Consider the following 14212-nt stretch of genomic DNA (forward strand, 5'->3'; position numbering starts at 1 on the left):
TGCCGGGCCCTTCGTGCGTCGACAGGGAGGGCCCGTATGTACGACTTCGACCGAATAGTGGACCGGCGCGGCACCTGGTCGGTCCAGTGGGACGGGATCGCGGACCGCTTCGGCGTCCCCGACCTGCTGCCCTTCACCATCTCCGACATGGACTTCACCTCCCCGCCGGAGGTGCTCGCCGCCCTGCGCGAGCGGGTCGACCACGGGGTCTTCGGTTACACGGACTGGCGGCTCGGGGAGTTCCGGGAGGCGATACGCGACTGGTACGCGCACCGCTTCGACACCGTGATCGACACCGAGTCCCTGGTGTATGCGCCGTCCGTGCTCAACCAGCTCTCCCAGCTGCTCCAGATGTGGACCGGGCCCGGTGACGGAGTCGTCGTCCACACCCCCACCTACGACGGCTTCCGCAAGGCGGTCACCGGGCTCGGGCGCGAGCTGCGGGGTGTCCCGCTCGGTGACGAGGAGGCCCTGGAACGCGAGCTGGCCCGCCCCGACAGCCGGATGCTGCTGCTCTGCTCCCCGCACAACCCGACCGGACGGGTGTGGACGGAGGAGGAACTGACCGGCTTCGCCCGGCTGGCCGAACGGTACGGCGTCGCCGTCGTCAGCGACGAGATCCACGCGGACCTGACCACCGAGGGCCACCGGCACGTCCCCTGGGTCCGGATCGCCGAGCCCGGCAGGGGCCGCCGCTGGGCGCTGCTCACCTCGGGCACCAAGGCGTTCAACTTCCCCGCGCTCTCCGGCTCGTACGGCATGCTCGGCGACCCCGACGAGCGCACGGAGTTCGTCCGGCGGATGGAGACCGGACAGGGCCTCGCCTCGCCCGCGGTGCTCTCGCTGACCGCGCACATCGCCGCCTACCGGCACGGCGCGCCCTGGCTGGACGCCCTGCGCGGCTATGTGGCGGGCACGATGGAGGGGCTCCGCAAGAGCCTGGCCGAGGGGCTTCCTGGGGTGGTCTGGGAGCCGCCGCGGGCCGGATACCTGGCCTGGATCGATCTGCGGCCGCTCGGCATCGAGGAGGCCCGGCTCCAGGAGGAGCTGGTGGCCGTGGAGAAGGTCGCGATCATGCCGGGCGGGGTCTACGGCACACCGGGCTTCGTCCGGCTGAACGTGGGCTGCCCCCGCGAGAAGGCCGAGCGGGGCACGGAGGCGCTGATCCGCGCGGCGAACCGGCTGCGGACGGACTGACCGGCCCGGACGCGTCCGGGGCGAGTGACGGCGCCGTCCGCACCGCCCCTCCGTCCCGACGTGCCGATCGGGTCGTGCCGATGGGCGGGCGGGGGTGCTTCGCGGGACCATGCAGGCATGGGTGAGCGGGATGTGCGGATGGCCTCGGCGAAGGGGCGGTGGATCGTCTTCACCACCGTCCTCGGCTCCGGGATGGCCCTGCTCGACTCCACCGTCGTCAATGTGGCCCTGCCGCACATCGGTGACGACCTGGGCGCCGACCTCGCCGTCCTCCAGTGGACGGTCAACGCCTACATGCTCACCCTGGCCGGGCTGATCCTGCTCGGCGGCTCGCTCGGGGACCGCTTCGGACGGCGGCGGGTCTTCGTGATCGGCGTGGTGTGGTTCGCGCTGGCGTCGCTGCTGTGCGGGCTCGCCCCGAACGCCGGGATCCTGATCGGCGCCCGCGCCCTCCAGGGCATCGGCGGCGCGCTGCTCACCCCCGGCTCGCTCGCGCTGATCCAGGCGAGCTTCCACGAGGACGACCGGGCCAGGGCGGTCGGCCTGTGGTCCGGCTTCGGCGGTGTGGGGGCGGCGATCGGGCCGTTCGTGGGCGGCTGGCTGGTGGACGGGCCGGGCTGGCGCTGGGTGTTCCTGCTGAACGTGCCGCTGGCCGCCGTGTGCGTCCCGGTGGCGCTGCGGCACGTGCCGGAGTCGCGCGACAGGGTCGCGCACGGCCGGTTCGACGTGCTCGGCGCGTTCCTCGGCGCGGTGGCGCTCGCCCTGGTGACGTACGCGCTGATCGGCGCCGCCTGGTGGGCGGGGGTCGCCGGGGTGCTGGCCGGGGCCGGGTTCGTGGCGGTGGAGCGGCGGCGCGGCGAGGCGGCGATGGTGCCGCCGTCGATCTTCGCGTCCCGGACGTTCACCGCGGTGAACCTGGTGACGCTGTGCGTGTACGCGGCGTTCGGCGGGTTCTTCTTCCTGGCCGCGCTCCAGCTCCAGGTGGTCTCGGGCTATTCGGCGCTCGGCGCCGGTACGGCCCTGCTGCCGACGACCGTCCTGATGCTGCTGCTCTCCGCGCGGGCGGGGGAGCTGGGGGAGCGGATCGGCCCCCGCATCCCGCTCACGGTCGGGCCGCTGCTGTGCGCGGCGGGGATGCTGCTGATGCTGCGGGTCGGTGAGCACGCCTCGTACGTACGGGACGTGCTGCCCGCGCTGCTGGTGCTCGGGCTCGGGATGACGGCGCTGGTGGCGCCGCTGACCGCGACCGTCCTGGCCTCGGTGGACGTGGCCAGGGCGGGGCTCGCGAGCGGCATCAACAACGCGGCGGCGCGGGCGGCGGGGCTGCTCGCGGTGGCCGCGCTGCCGCTGCTGGCCGGGATGGGGCCGGAGGCGTACCGCTCGGCGGAGGAGTTCGGGTCGACGTTCCGGCGGGCGATGCCGATGTGCGCGGGCATCCTGGTGGTGGGCGCGGTGCTGGCCTGGACGACGCTGCGGACCCCGGTGCGGGCTGACTGCCACCCCGACTGCAAGGTCCACTGCGGGGTGACGTCCCCGCCCCTCGACCCGGGCGAGCGGGACGCCACGGCCTGAGACCGCCTCAGCCTGAGACCGCCCCTTGGGACCGCCCCGGCTCGGGACCGCCCCAGTCCGAGGCGCCCACGGGCCCTCCACGGGGATGGCGGCGGGCCCCGGAACGCCCCCCGGGGGCCCGGGGCGAGGCGGCCCGGCGGGGGCCGGGACCGGCCGTCGTGGCCCGGGTCCGCGAGGCCGTCGCCGTCCCGCCCCGGCCGGTGGGCGGCCCCTCGGGGGACGTCCGGGTCCGGGTGGGCGGGGGTCTGGGGCAGACTGGGCCCATGGCCATCCACGAGAACCTTCTGGGGGGACCGGCCCCCACCCACCTGCCCGACGACCCGGGGCCGCGCGAGCTGCTCGCGAACGGTACGGCTCCGGCGGACGTCGCCGCGAAGTACCCGACGTCCTCGCTCGCCTGGGCCCGGCTCGCGGACGACGCGTACGAGCGCGGCTCGGTCGTCGAGTCGTACGCCTACGCCCGCACCGGCTACCACCGCGGCCTCGACGCGCTCCGCCGCAGCGGCTGGAAGGGCCACGGCCCGGTGCCGTGGGAGCACGAGCCGAACCGCGGCTTCCTGCGCGCCCTGCACGCCCTCGCCCGCGCCGCCGGGGACATCGGCGAGAAGGACGAGTACGAGCGCTGCTCGACCTTCCTGCGGGACTCCTCGGAGACCGCCGCGGAGACGCTCGGCTGAGTCCGGGTCCCGCCCGGCACCCTCCGTTCCCCCTGCCCTGACCTGATTTCCCCCTGTCCCGGAGGACAGGGGGAAATCAGGACGTGCCTCCCGGCATGTTCGAGGGCCGTTCGATACGGCCGGTACGATCCCCGGGACCGCAGGACCGAAGTAGCCGGTACCGAGGCGCATTTCCTCTCCCCCACTGCCGGCCGACGCAGGGGAGAAGTCTGTCGTGGGCAAGCGCGTGGTACCCGCAGGACGACGGCGACGAACGGGGAGCCGGCGCGGAAGCGGGAACAGACGCGGTCCCGCGCGCCGGCTCGTCCTGCCGGTCCTGGCCCTGCTCACCGTGGCGCTCGGCGCGGGCGCCGCCCTCGTCCACTACGACGGCCCGGCGGAGGACGCCGCCGCCCCCGCACCGGGAGCGACGACGGCGACCGTCGCCCCGGCCCCCAGGGCCACCACGGCGAAGCCCAGGCCGAAACCCAAGCCGAAACCCAAGCCCAAGCCCCGACCGACGCCGCCGAAGAAGCCGAAGAGCGGCCAGGAGCGGGTGACCGTCCCGCAGTCCGGCACCGGCAGGTTCCTCACCGCGCGGGCGTCCGGCGCGCCCGTCGGCCACAGCGGGACGCTCCGCCGCTACCGGGTGCAGGTCGAGGAGGGCGTCCGGCTGTCGGCCGCCGGGACGGCCGCCGAGATCCAGCGCGTCCTGGCCCATCCGCGCGGCTGGGCCGCACACGGCAGGGGCCGGTTCCAACTGGTCTCCGAGAACGCCGACTTCGTCATCAGGATCGCCACCCCGGACACCGCGGACGCGCTCTGCCGCAAGCAGGGCCTGGACACCCGCGGCGAGCTGAACTGCGAGACCACCGAAGGGGTGGTGGTCAATCTGAAGCGGTGGATGCTGGGCTCGCCGACCTTCGCGGGGGAGCCCGCCGAGTACCGGCACCTGATCATCAACCACGAGGTCGGGCACGAGATAGGCATCCGGCAGCACCTCGGCTGCCCGGGTCCGGGCAGGCCCGCGCCCGCGATGATGCAGCAGATCAAGGGTCTGAAGGGCTGTCGTTCGAACGCATTTCCGTATGCCGAAGACGGGAGCTACATCACGGGGCCGATCGTGCCATGATGCGCTTGGGACGCCGTGCGACGAGGCATCCGTCCCGAGGGGACCGGGGCTCCCGTGCCGCAGCGTGAGAACGCGGGCACGGTGGAGCGGACCGCTACCCGGTAATACGTATCGAGGAGACAGAAATGTCCACCTTCCCCGATGCCGGAGCCGGTTCGGTCGCCGATGACCCGAACCTCGACTTCGCGGGTACCACGCCGTACGAGGACTACGTCCAGGCGGACGTCCTCACCCACCTCCAGCACCTCCGTTCGGACGATCCCGGCGAGATGGTCTTCCTGGTCACCACCCAGGTGATGGAACTGTGGTTCACGGTGATCGTCCACGAGTGGGAGACCGCGGGCCGCGCCCTGCGCGAGGACCGGGTCCCCGACGCGCGGGACGCCCTCAAGCGCTCGGTGCGCGAGCTGGAGGCCCTCAACCACTCCTGGCGGCCGCTCGCCCAGCTCACCCCGGCCCAGTTCAACTCCTACCGGGGCGCGCTCGGCGAGGGCTCCGGCTTCCAGTCCGCGATGTACCGGCGGATGGAGTTCCTCCTCGGCGAGAAGTCGGCGTCCATGCTCGTCCCGCACCGGGGCGCGCCCCGCGTCCACGCGGAGCTGGAGAAGGCGCTGCACGAGCCGAGCCTGTACGACGAGGCCCTCGGCCTCCTCGCCCGGCGCGGACTGCCCGTACCGGCCGAGGTGCTCTCCCGCGACCTCGCGCGGCGGTACGAGCCCTCCGCCGGGGTCGAGGCGGTCTGGGCCGGGATCTACGCGGACCCGGAGGGGAACGCGGAGCTGATCGGGCTCGGCGAGGCCCTGAGCGACGTCGCCGAACTGGTCTGGCGCTGGCGCAACGACCACCTGGTGGCGACCCGGCGCGCGATGGGCTCGAAGACCGGCACCGGCGGTTCGGCGGGCGTGGCCTGGCTGGAGAAGCGGGCCCAGAAGAACGTGTTCCCCGAGCTGTGGACGGCGCGCAGCCATGTCTGAGGCGCTGAGGGACCGGGCCCTGGAACTGGACGCCGCCGACGGGCTCGCCGGGCACCGGAAGAAGTTCGCCCTCGACGAGGGGACCGTCTACCTGGACGGCAACTCGCTGGGCGCGCTGCCCGCCCACGTCCCGGAGCGGATGGCCGACGTCATCACCCGTGAGTGGGGCGAGCTGCGCATCCGCTCCTGGGACGAGTCGGGCTGGTGGACCGCGCCGGAGCGGGTCGGCGACCGGATCGCGCCGATCGTGGGTGCCGCCGCCGGGCAGATCGTGGTCGGCGACTCGACCAGCGTGAACGTCTTCAAGGCGGTCGTCGCAGCCGCCCGGCTCGCCGGTGCGGGGCGCGACGAGATCCTCGTCGACGCGACGACCTTTCCCACGGACGGGTACATCGCGGAGTCGGCCGCGCGGATGACGGGGCACCGGATCGTGCCCGTCGAACCCGCCGCGATGGCCGGCGCGGCCGGTCCCCGGACCGCCGCCGCGCTCGTCAACCACGTCGACTACCGCTCCGGGCGGCTGCACGACCTGCCGGGCGTCACGGCGGCGCTGCACGCGGCGGGCGCGCTCGCGGTGTGGGACCTGTGCCACAGCGCGGGCGCCCTGCCGGTCGGCCTGGACGCCCACGGGGTCGATCTGGCGGTCGGCTGCACGTACAAGTATCTGAACGGCGGGCCGGGCGCGCCCGCCTACCTGTACGTCGCCGAGCGGCACCAGGCGGCCTTCGACTCGCCGCTGCCCGGCTGGAACTCGCACGCCGACCCGTTCGCCATGACCCCCGGGTACGAGGCCGCGGCCGGTGCCGTGCGGGGCCGGGTGGGCACGCCGGACATCCTGTCGCTGCTGGCCCTGGAGTCGGCGCTCGACGTCTGGGACGGGGTCGCGGTCGAGGACGTGCGGGCCAAGTCCCTCGCCCTGACGGACTTCTTCCTGGAGTGCGTGCGGGCGTACGCGCCGGAGGGCCGGGTCGTCCCGGTGACGCCCGAGGGCCACGGGGAGCGGGGCAGCCAGATCGCGCTCGGCTGCCCGGACGCGCCCGCCGTCATGGCGGAGCTGATCCGGCGCGGTGTCGTCGGCGACCTGCGCCGCCCGGACGTGCTGCGGTTCGGCTTCACCCCGCTGTACGTCGGTTTCGCGGACGCGGAGCGGGCGGCGCGGACCCTCGCGGAGGTGCTGGCGGACCGCGCCGCCTGAGCCGGACGCGGCATCCCGCCCGGGGCGCGGCCCGACCGTCCGGCGCCGCCGCGCCCCGGGCGGTCGGTGCCGTACCCCGTCCGGTCGGTGTCGTACCCCGTCCGGCGGTGTCGCGGCCCGGGCGGTCGGCGTCGTACCCCGTCCGGCGCCGCCGCGCCCCGGGCGGTCCGTGCCGCACCCCGGGCGGCCGGCGCCGTGCCCTGCCTGGCGACTCCGCGCCACGGAGGGACGGCGGTGGGGCCCCGGCGGTCGGCACCGCCCCCGGGTCCGGCACCGTCGCGCCCTCTGCGGGGCGCCGCCCCTCCCACCGGCCCGCCCCGGGCCGTACCGTCCGATGATCGCCTGATCTGCCAGGGCTTCCGGTGCTGGTACCGTCCCCGCAGGTCAGGTCAAGTCGGCCCGGTACCGGAGAGGTTGGAACAACATGTCGGACCCCGCCGCGCGCGGTGCCGCCGAAGAGGCGTCCGCCTTCTCGCACCCGGCCGTCGCCCCGGACGCCTCCGCGGCCTACGGCGACCACCCGGACCAGGTGATCGACTTCTACGCGCCCCGGGACGGGGCGACCCGCGCCCCGCTGGTGGTCGCCCTGCACGGGGGCGCCTGGCGGGCACCGCACGACCGGGCGCACCTGACGCCGTTCGTGGACTTCCTGGCGCGCCGGGGCTTCGCCGTCGCCAGCGTCGAGTACCGGCGCGGCGGCGGCCTCCCCCGGCAGGGCGGTGCCGCCCCGGTCGCCGGACGCTGGCCGGAGACCTTCGACGACGTGGCCGCCGCGCTCGACGCCGTACCGGAGCTCGCCGCCGCGCACCTGCCGCAGGCCGACACCGGGCGGATCGTGCTCACCGGCCACTCGGCGGGCGGCCAGCTCGCCCTGTGGGCCGCCGCCCGGCACGTCCTGCCCGCCGGATCGCCGTGGCGGCTGTCCGGCCCGCCGCCGCTGCGCGGGGTCGTCGCGCTCGCCCCGATCGCCCACTTCGGCCGTGCCGTCGAGCTGGGGGTGTGCGGCGGGGCGGTCACCGAACTGCTCGGGGGCCCGGACGCGGCCGGGGAGCGGGCGGCCTCGGCCGACCCCTCGCGGCTGCTGCCGACCGGGATCGCGACCATCGTCGTCCAGGGCCGCGAGGACCTCGTCGTGCCGCCCGCCGTCGCCGACGCGTACGCCGACGCGGCGGCCGCCGCCGGTGAGGCGGTCGGCCTGACGCTCCTGGAGGGCGTCGGCCACTTCCCGCTGATCGACCCGACGGCCGACGCCTGCGCGGTGGTCGCGGAGGAGATCGCCCAGCTCGCCTGGTGACGGCCGCCCGGGGGACGGAGTCTCGTCACCACGGGCGGAATACTGGGTTCCGTAGTACTCAGGAGGGACCCCGGAGGATCCGCATCCAGCCGGACGACCCGGCGCCGCGGCCCCCGTACCGTGTGGGACGTGACCCAGACACAGCTCCCCGGAAAGAGCCGCAGCCCCGAGATCCGCCTGGCGCAGGCGGCTCTCGGCGGCCTGCGCCAGGAACTCCTCCATGACGCGGCCGTCTTCCGGCCGCTGCCCCGCGCGAACGTCGAGACCGGCCCCGCGCGCTTCCTGCCCGGGCGGATACGGCCCTACGCCGGACTCCTCCCGCACGCCTTCATCGCCTTCTGCGCGCTGATCGTCCTCTCCCTGGGATACCAGCGGATCTACTACGGCTTCGGCGTGCTGTCGATCGTGATCGCCTGCATCCCCGCCGCCGTCGTGCTGCTCACCCTGATCCGGCCGACGCTCGCCTTCTGGGTCTCGCTGGGCACCGCGCCCTTCATCGCCTACCTCGGCGGCTCGGGCGGCAACTGGCCCTGGTCGCACGCCTCGTTCGCCGCCCATCTGGTCGTCCTCGGAGTGGTCGCCGCCCGCACCCGGCCCCGGACCGCCGCGTGGATGTGGATCGTGACGGCCGCCTACTGCACGTTCCTCCAGCTCTTCTACGGCTTCGGGGGCCTCGCCGAGGCCGCCCCGATGCTGTTCTTCTCCGCCCTCGTCCTGCTCACCGTGACCGTCTTCCAGGTCCGCCGCCAGGCCGATCTGGAGGTCACCGCGCAGCAGACCGTGACCGCCGAGGAGCGCTCCAAGCGGACCCTCCTGGAGGAGCGCACCACCATCGCCCGCGAGCTCCACGACGTCGTCGCCCACCACATGTCGGTCGTCGCCATCCAGGCGGAGGCCGCCCCCTACCGGGTGGAGAACCCGCCGCCGGAGCTGGAGCAGGCCTTCCGCACCATCCGCGAGAACGCCGTCTCCGCCCTCACCGAGCTGCGCCGCATCCTCGGTGTCGTCCGCGCCGAGGACTACGAGGCCCCCGACGCCCCGCAGCCGACGCTCGCCGACCTCGACGGGCTCGTCGCCAATGTGCGGGAGGCCGGGCTCACCGTCGACAAGGTGGTCACGGGCGCCGTACGGGAGCTGCCGCCGGGCGTCGAGCTCTCCGCGTACCGGATCGTCCAGGAGGCCCTGTCGAACGTGCTGCGGCACGCGCCGGGCGCCGGGGCGAAGGTCGAGATCGGCTATGTCCTCAGCGGGATCGGACTGCGCGTCGCCAACGGCCCCGCCCGGGGCCTGGTGAAGCCCTCGCCGGGCGCCGGGCACGGCATCACCGGCATGCGGGAGCGTGTCACGATGCTCGGCGGGGAGATGACGGCCGAGTCCACCGAGGACGGCGGCTACGAGGTGACCGCCTACATCCCCGTGAGCCGTGAGGAGACCGACCGATGATCCGTGTCCTGATCGTCGACGACCAGATGATGGTCCGCGAGGGCTTCTCGGTGCTGCTCGGCGCCATGCCGGACATCGAGGTCGTCGGCGAGGCGGTCAACGGCCGCGAGGCGGTCACCCAGGTCGCCGCCCTCCGTCCGGACGTGGTCCTGATGGACATCCGGATGCCCGAGCTGAACGGCCTCGACGCGACCCGGGAGATCGTCGCCGCCGACGCGGACGCGAAGGTGCTCGTCCTGACCACCTTCGACCTGGACGAGTACGTGTACCAGGCGCTGCGCGCCGGGGCCTCCGGCTTCCTCCTCAAGGACGCCTCGGCCCGCCAGCTCGCGGACGGCGTGCGGGTGGTCGCGGCGGGCGAGGCGCTCCTCGCGCCGAGCGTGACGAAGCGGCTGATCAACGAGTTCGCGAAGGCCCCGGGCAGCGGCCCCCGACCGCCCGCGATGGCGCAGATCGGGGAGCTGACGGAGCGCGAGACGGAGGTCCTGGTGCTGATCGCGCAGGGCCTGTCGAACGCCGAGATCGCCGATCACCTGGTGGTCGCCGAGTCCACCATCAAGACGCATGTGAGCCGCATCCTGGTGAAGCTGGCCCTGCGCGACCGCACCCAGGCGGCGGTCTTCGCCTACGAGGCGGGACTCGTACGCGCCGGAGGCTAGGGCCCGGGCCCGTCTGCCCTGGGGCGCCCGGTTCGCACCGGCCCGGCTCCCGGTCTCGCGCCGGGGAGCGGGGCGGGTCCGGGGCCGGGGCGGTAGCGTCCGGCCATGGACGCTTCCGCCTCCCCGGACCCCCGTACGGACGACGTCTCCGCCGTGTACGACCCCTGGTCGCCCGCGTTCGTCGCCGATCCCTACCCCGCCTACGCCACCCTGCGGGCGGCGGGCCGCGCCCACTGGCACGGTCCGGCCCGGCAGTGGCTGATCCCGCACCACGCGGACGTGTCGGCCCTCCTCAGGGACCGGCGGCTGGGACGCACGTACACCCACCGCTTCAGCCACGAGGAGTTCGGGCGGGAGGCGCCGTCCGCCGCGTACGAGCCCTTCCACACGCTCAACGACCACGGGCTGCTCGACCTGGAGGGGGCGGACCACGCCCGCATCCGGCGGCTGGTGTCCACGGCGTTCACCCCGAGGACCGTGGAGGAGCTGGCCCCGACGGTACGGCGGCTCGCCGCCGGACTGGTCGGGCGGCTGGTCGCGGAGGGCGGCGGAGACCTCCAGGCGCTGGTCGCGGAACCGCTGCCGGTCGCGGTGATCGCCGAGATGCTGGGCATCCCGGCGCAGGACGAGGAACGGGCGATGCTGCGCCCCTGGTCGGCGGCGATCTGCGGGATGTTCGAGCTGAACCCCTCGCAGGACACGGCCCGGCGGGCGGTACGGGCGTCGGTGGAGTTCTCGGCCTATCTGCGGGAACTGATCGCCCGGCGGCGCCGGGAACCGGGCGACGACCTGATCTCGTCCCTGGTCGCGGTGGAGGGCCTGACCGAGCAGGAGACGGTCTCCACCTGCGTCCTCCTGCTGAACGCGGGCCACGAGGCCACCGTGAACACCACGGTCAACGGCTGGTGGACGCTCCTGAGGGAGGGCGTCCGGCCCGATCCGGAGAAGTTGTCCACAGCTGTGGAGGAACTGCTGCGGTACGACACCCCCCTCCAGATGTTCGAGCGCTGGGTCCTCGACGACATCGAGATCGACGGCACCGTCATCCCGCGCGGCTCCGAGGTCGCCCTGCTCCTCGGCTCCGCCAACCGGGACCCGGCCCGCTTCGGCCCCACCGCCGACCGGCTCGACCTGACCCGCGCCGACAACCCGCACATCACCTTCGGCGCGGGCATCCACTACTGCCTCGGCGCCCCGCTCGCCCGGCTGGAACTCACCACGGTCTTCGCCGAACTCCTCCACCGGGCCCCCGGCCTGCGCCTGGCCGCCGAGCCCGTCCGCAGACCCGGCTACGTCATCCGGGGCTTCGAGGAACTGCTGGTGGAGGTCTGACCCGGCCCCGGCCCCGGCCGCTGTGGCCGGGGCCGGGTCGGAGAGACCTCGCCGAGCCCTCCGGCCGGGTCCCGGGTCCGGCCTCCCGGCCCGGGGTCCGTCCCCGTCAGGAGCCCGGCCTCGGGCATACGCTCCCGCTCAGACCTCCAGGTCCCGGTGGCGCAGCCGGGCGAGTCCGGCGGCCACCAGGACGGCGGCCAGGGCCGTCAGGACCAGGACCGGGGTCCACTCCATCCCCTGCCCCGGCAGCTTCGGCAGATGCCCGTACGGGGAGAGGTCCAGGACCGCCCGCGGCAGCCCCAGCGCCGGGCCCACCCAGCCGAGGGCCAGACAGAGCCCGGCCGCGCCCCACGCGGCCCCGGCGGCCCGGGGGACCGCGCCCCACAGCAGGACCGCGAGCCCCGCGAGCGTCCACACGGCCGGGAGCTGGACCAGCGAGGCGCCGAGGAGGGGCCCGAGGTCCCGCCCGTACGAGAGGGCGAGGCCGAGGCCGCCGAGGGCGAGGACCACGGCGGAGCCGCCGAAGGCGACCGCCAGGTGTCCGGCCGCCCAGCGGAGCCGTCCGAGGGGCCCCGCGAGGAGCGGTTCGGCCCGCCCCGAGGTCTCCTCGCCGTGCGCCCGCAGCACCGCGCCGACCGCGAAGAGCGCCGCGACCATCCCGAGCAGGGAGACGAAAGTCGCCAGGAAGGCACTGGTCAGCGCGGTCTGGCCGCCCATGCGGGCGATGATCTCCCGGGTCCGCGCGTTGTCGCCGACGAGGTCCGCCGCGCCCTCCGCCATTCCGCCGAAGAGCAGCCCGCAGAGCAGGAAGCCCAGGGACCAGCCGGTCAGGGTGCCGCGCTGGAGGCGCAGGGCGAGCGCGCCCGCCGAGCCGAGCCGCCCCGAGGCGGGCCCCGGCCGGGCCGGCAGGAAGCTCGCGCCGACGTCCCGGCGGCCGGTCAGCGCGTACGCCGCCGCCGTCTGGAGCAGTACGGCCGCGAGCGGCAGGAGCAGCACCCACCAGCGCTCCCCGGCGAAGGCGCGGACGTGCTCGGCCCAGCCGATCGGGGAGAGCCAGGTCAGCGCCGAGGAGCCGTCGGCGGACCCGGCGTCGCCCGCCGCCCGCAGCGCGAACGCCAGGCCGACCACGGCGCCGGTGAGGCCCTTGGCGAGCCGGGCGCTCCCGGTCAGCTGGGCGGCGAGCGCGGCGGTGGCCGCGAAGACCATGCCGGTGCCGCCGACCGCCAGACCGAGGGCGAGCGCCCCGGCGAGGCCCTGTCCCGCGAGGCCCGCGGTGACGAGGAGGGCGACGGCCGCGTTCAGGGCGAGGGCGGCGAGGAGGGCCGCGGTGAGCGGCGCCCGGCGGCCGACCGCCCCGGCGGAGAGCGTCTCCTGCCGTCCGGTCTCCTCCTCCTCGCGGGTGTGCCGGACGACGACGAGCAGGCTCGCGACGGCGGCGAGGACGGCGGCGAAGGTGCCGAACCGCCAGGCGACGAGCCCGCCGAGGGAGTCGTCGAGGACGGGCCCGTAGAGCGCCCGCAGCGAGCCGTTGGCGCTCATGGCGGCGGCGGCCGAGGCCCGGTCGGCGACGGTGGGGTAGACGTCCGCGAGGGTGCCGGGGCCACTGGCGACCAGACCGCCGGTGACGAGGACCCAGAGGGGGATCAGCAGCCGGTCGCGGCGCAGGGCGAGCCGGGTGAGGGTGCCGGTGCCGGTGAGGGCGGTGCTCATCGCGGGCCCCCGGCCCCTGAGGTCCCTGAGGTCCCTGAGGCTCCGGTGGTCCCGGTGGTTCCGGTGGTCCCGGTGGTCCCGGTGGTCCCGGTGGCATCGGGGGCCCCGGCCCCGGTGGCGTAGTGGCGGAGGAACAGCTCCTCCAGGGTGGGCGGGGCGCTGGTGAGGCTCCGTACGCCCGAGGCGGTGAGGGCGCGCAGGACGCCGTCGAGGTGCTCGGTGTCGACCTGGAGCCGCACCCGGGTGCCGGTGACGTCGAGGTCGTGGACGCCGGGGAGGCGGTCGAGGGCGGTCGGCGGGGCGGCGAGTTCGGCGGTGACGGCGGTCCGGGTGAGGTGCCGCAGACCGGCGAGCGAGCCGGACTCCACGGTGCGGCCCGCGCGGACGATGCTGACCCGGTCGCAGAGGGCCTCGACCTCGCTGAGCAGATGGCTCGACAGCAGGACCGTCCGGCCCCGGTCGCGGGCCTCCCGGACGCACTCGCGGAAGACCTCCTCCATCAGCGGGTCGAGGCCGCTGGTGGGTTCGTCGAGGACGAACAGCTCGGCGTCGGAGGCGAAGGCGGCGACGAGGGCGACCTTCTGCCGGTTGCCCTTGGAGTAGGTGCGGCCCTTCTTGGTGGGGTCGAGTTCGAAGCGTTCGACCAGGGCGGCGCGGCGCGCCGGGTCGAGGCCGCCCCGGAGGCGTCCGTGCAGGTCGATGACCTCGCCGCCGGAGAGGTTGCGCCAGAGGGTGACGTCGCCGGGGACGTACGCGATCCGGCGGTGCAGTTCCACGGCGTCGTGCCAGGGGTCCCCGCCGAGCAGCCGGGCGGTGCCGGAGTCGGGGCGCAGGAGGCCGAGGAGGACGCGGATGGTGGTGGACTTCCCGGCGCCGTTGGGGCCGAGGAAGCCGTGGACCTCGCCGGTGGGGACGGTGAGGTCGAGGCCGTCCAGCGCGTGGGTGCGCCCGAAGGACTTGTGGAGTCCGGCGACGCTGATTGCCTTCGTCATGTTTCGGAACGTACGCTACTTTCACAAACTTGTGAAGTTAAGGAAGCGTATAAAGT

12 protein-coding genes are annotated in these 14212 nt (G+C 74.8%); 10 read left to right on the forward strand and 2 right to left on the reverse strand.

Annotated elements, in window-relative coordinates; translation table 11 throughout:
• Positions 1 to 36 precede the first annotated feature (36 nt).
• From ACIRQY_RS15215 to ACIRQY_RS15260, 10 genes are all read left to right on the forward strand, one after another.
• On the forward strand, positions 37 to 1197 hold the full coding sequence (locus ACIRQY_RS15215; protein ID WP_403925514.1) for a MalY/PatB family protein: 1161 nt from the start codon (positions 37 to 39) through the stop codon (positions 1195 to 1197).
• A 117-nt stretch (positions 1198 to 1314) separates the two neighbouring features.
• Positions 1315 to 2769 carry an MFS transporter gene (locus ACIRQY_RS15220; protein WP_351785641.1) on the forward strand — a complete coding sequence of 485 codons (1455 nt, stop codon included), beginning with the start codon at positions 1315 to 1317 and terminating at the stop codon, positions 2767 to 2769.
• Between the two features lie 263 nt (positions 2770 to 3032).
• The gene (locus ACIRQY_RS15225) at positions 3033 to 3446 is read left to right on the forward strand and encodes a DUF3151 domain-containing protein (protein ID WP_366441955.1); all 414 of its coding nucleotides are present in this window, start codon (positions 3033 to 3035) and stop codon (positions 3444 to 3446) included.
• Positions 3447 to 3660: 214 nt separating this feature from the next.
• Positions 3661 to 4557, forward strand: a complete 897-nt coding sequence (locus ACIRQY_RS15230; RefSeq protein WP_403925518.1) for a DUF3152 domain-containing protein — start codon at positions 3661 to 3663, stop codon at positions 4555 to 4557.
• 125 nt (positions 4558 to 4682) lie between these two features.
• A complete protein-coding gene (locus ACIRQY_RS15235) occupies positions 4683 to 5531 on the forward strand; it encodes a tryptophan 2,3-dioxygenase family protein (RefSeq protein WP_351785650.1) in 849 nt (282 codons plus the stop codon).
• Positions 5524 to 6726: a kynureninase gene (gene kynU / locus ACIRQY_RS15240; RefSeq protein WP_351785653.1), complete on the forward strand. Its 1203-nt coding sequence runs from the start codon at positions 5524 to 5526 to the stop codon at positions 6724 to 6726. The genes ACIRQY_RS15235 and kynU overlap by 8 nt, the downstream gene beginning before the upstream one ends.
• Positions 6727 to 7150: 424 nt before the next feature.
• Complete coding sequence (locus ACIRQY_RS15245) at positions 7151 to 8020, forward strand: alpha/beta hydrolase family protein (RefSeq protein ID WP_403925522.1); 870 nt, start codon at positions 7151 to 7153, stop codon at positions 8018 to 8020.
• Positions 8021 to 8140: 120 nt separating this feature from the next.
• Positions 8141 to 9463 carry a sensor histidine kinase gene (locus ACIRQY_RS15250; protein ID WP_403925525.1) on the forward strand — a complete coding sequence of 441 codons (1323 nt, stop codon included), beginning with the start codon at positions 8141 to 8143 and terminating at the stop codon, positions 9461 to 9463.
• Positions 9460 to 10122, forward strand: coding sequence for a response regulator transcription factor (locus tag ACIRQY_RS15255; RefSeq protein WP_351785660.1), 663 nt, complete (start codon positions 9460 to 9462; stop codon positions 10120 to 10122). Before ACIRQY_RS15250 ends, ACIRQY_RS15255 begins: the two co-directional genes overlap by 4 nt.
• 105 nt (positions 10123 to 10227) lie before the next feature.
• Positions 10228 to 11454, forward strand: a complete 1227-nt coding sequence (locus ACIRQY_RS15260) for a cytochrome P450 (RefSeq protein WP_403925528.1) — start codon at positions 10228 to 10230, stop codon at positions 11452 to 11454.
• A gap of 138 nt (positions 11455 to 11592) precedes the next feature.
• On the opposite strand, the gene ACIRQY_RS15265 is transcribed toward ACIRQY_RS15260, so the two are convergent.
• A complete protein-coding gene (locus tag ACIRQY_RS15265; RefSeq protein ID WP_403925531.1) occupies positions 11593 to 13164 on the reverse strand; it encodes an ABC transporter permease in 1572 nt (523 codons plus the stop codon).
• Positions 13161 to 14156: an ATP-binding cassette domain-containing protein gene (locus ACIRQY_RS15270; protein WP_403925534.1), complete on the reverse strand. Its 996-nt coding sequence runs from the start codon at positions 14154 to 14156 to the stop codon at positions 13161 to 13163. The genes ACIRQY_RS15265 and ACIRQY_RS15270 overlap by 4 nt, the downstream gene beginning before the upstream one ends.
• Between the last annotated feature and the right edge of the window lie 56 nt (positions 14157 to 14212).

Source organism: Streptomyces sp. NPDC101490, assembly GCF_044767145.1.
Taxonomy (GTDB): Bacteria; Actinomycetota; Actinomycetes; order Streptomycetales; family Streptomycetaceae; genus Streptomyces.

What these genes read in the sequence shown, in the direction of transcription:
- ACIRQY_RS15215 (WP_403925514.1), top strand. Translation starts at nt 37, where the DNA reads ATGTACGACTTCGACCGAATAGTGGACCGGCGCGGCACCTGGTCGGTC.
- ACIRQY_RS15220 (WP_351785641.1), top strand. Translation starts at nt 1,315, where the DNA reads ATGGGTGAGCGGGATGTGCGGATGGCCTCGGCGAAGGGGCGGTGGATC.
- ACIRQY_RS15225 (WP_366441955.1), top strand. Translation starts at nt 3,033, where the DNA reads ATGGCCATCCACGAGAACCTTCTGGGGGGACCGGCCCCCACCCACCTG.
- ACIRQY_RS15235 (WP_351785650.1), top strand. Translation starts at nt 4,683, where the DNA reads ATGTCCACCTTCCCCGATGCCGGAGCCGGTTCGGTCGCCGATGACCCG.
- kynU (WP_351785653.1), top strand. Translation starts at nt 5,524, where the DNA reads ATGTCTGAGGCGCTGAGGGACCGGGCCCTGGAACTGGACGCCGCCGAC.
- ACIRQY_RS15245 (WP_403925522.1), top strand. Translation starts at nt 7,151, where the DNA reads ATGTCGGACCCCGCCGCGCGCGGTGCCGCCGAAGAGGCGTCCGCCTTC.
- ACIRQY_RS15255 (WP_351785660.1), top strand. Translation starts at nt 9,460, where the DNA reads ATGATCCGTGTCCTGATCGTCGACGACCAGATGATGGTCCGCGAGGGC.
- ACIRQY_RS15260 (WP_403925528.1), top strand. Translation starts at nt 10,228, where the DNA reads ATGGACGCTTCCGCCTCCCCGGACCCCCGTACGGACGACGTCTCCGCC.
- ACIRQY_RS15265 (WP_403925531.1), bottom strand. Translation starts at nt 13,164, where the DNA reads ATGAGCACCGCCCTCACCGGCACCGGCACCCTCACCCGGCTCGCCCTG.
- ACIRQY_RS15270 (WP_403925534.1), bottom strand. Translation starts at nt 14,156, where the DNA reads ATGACGAAGGCAATCAGCGTCGCCGGACTCCACAAGTCCTTCGGGCGC.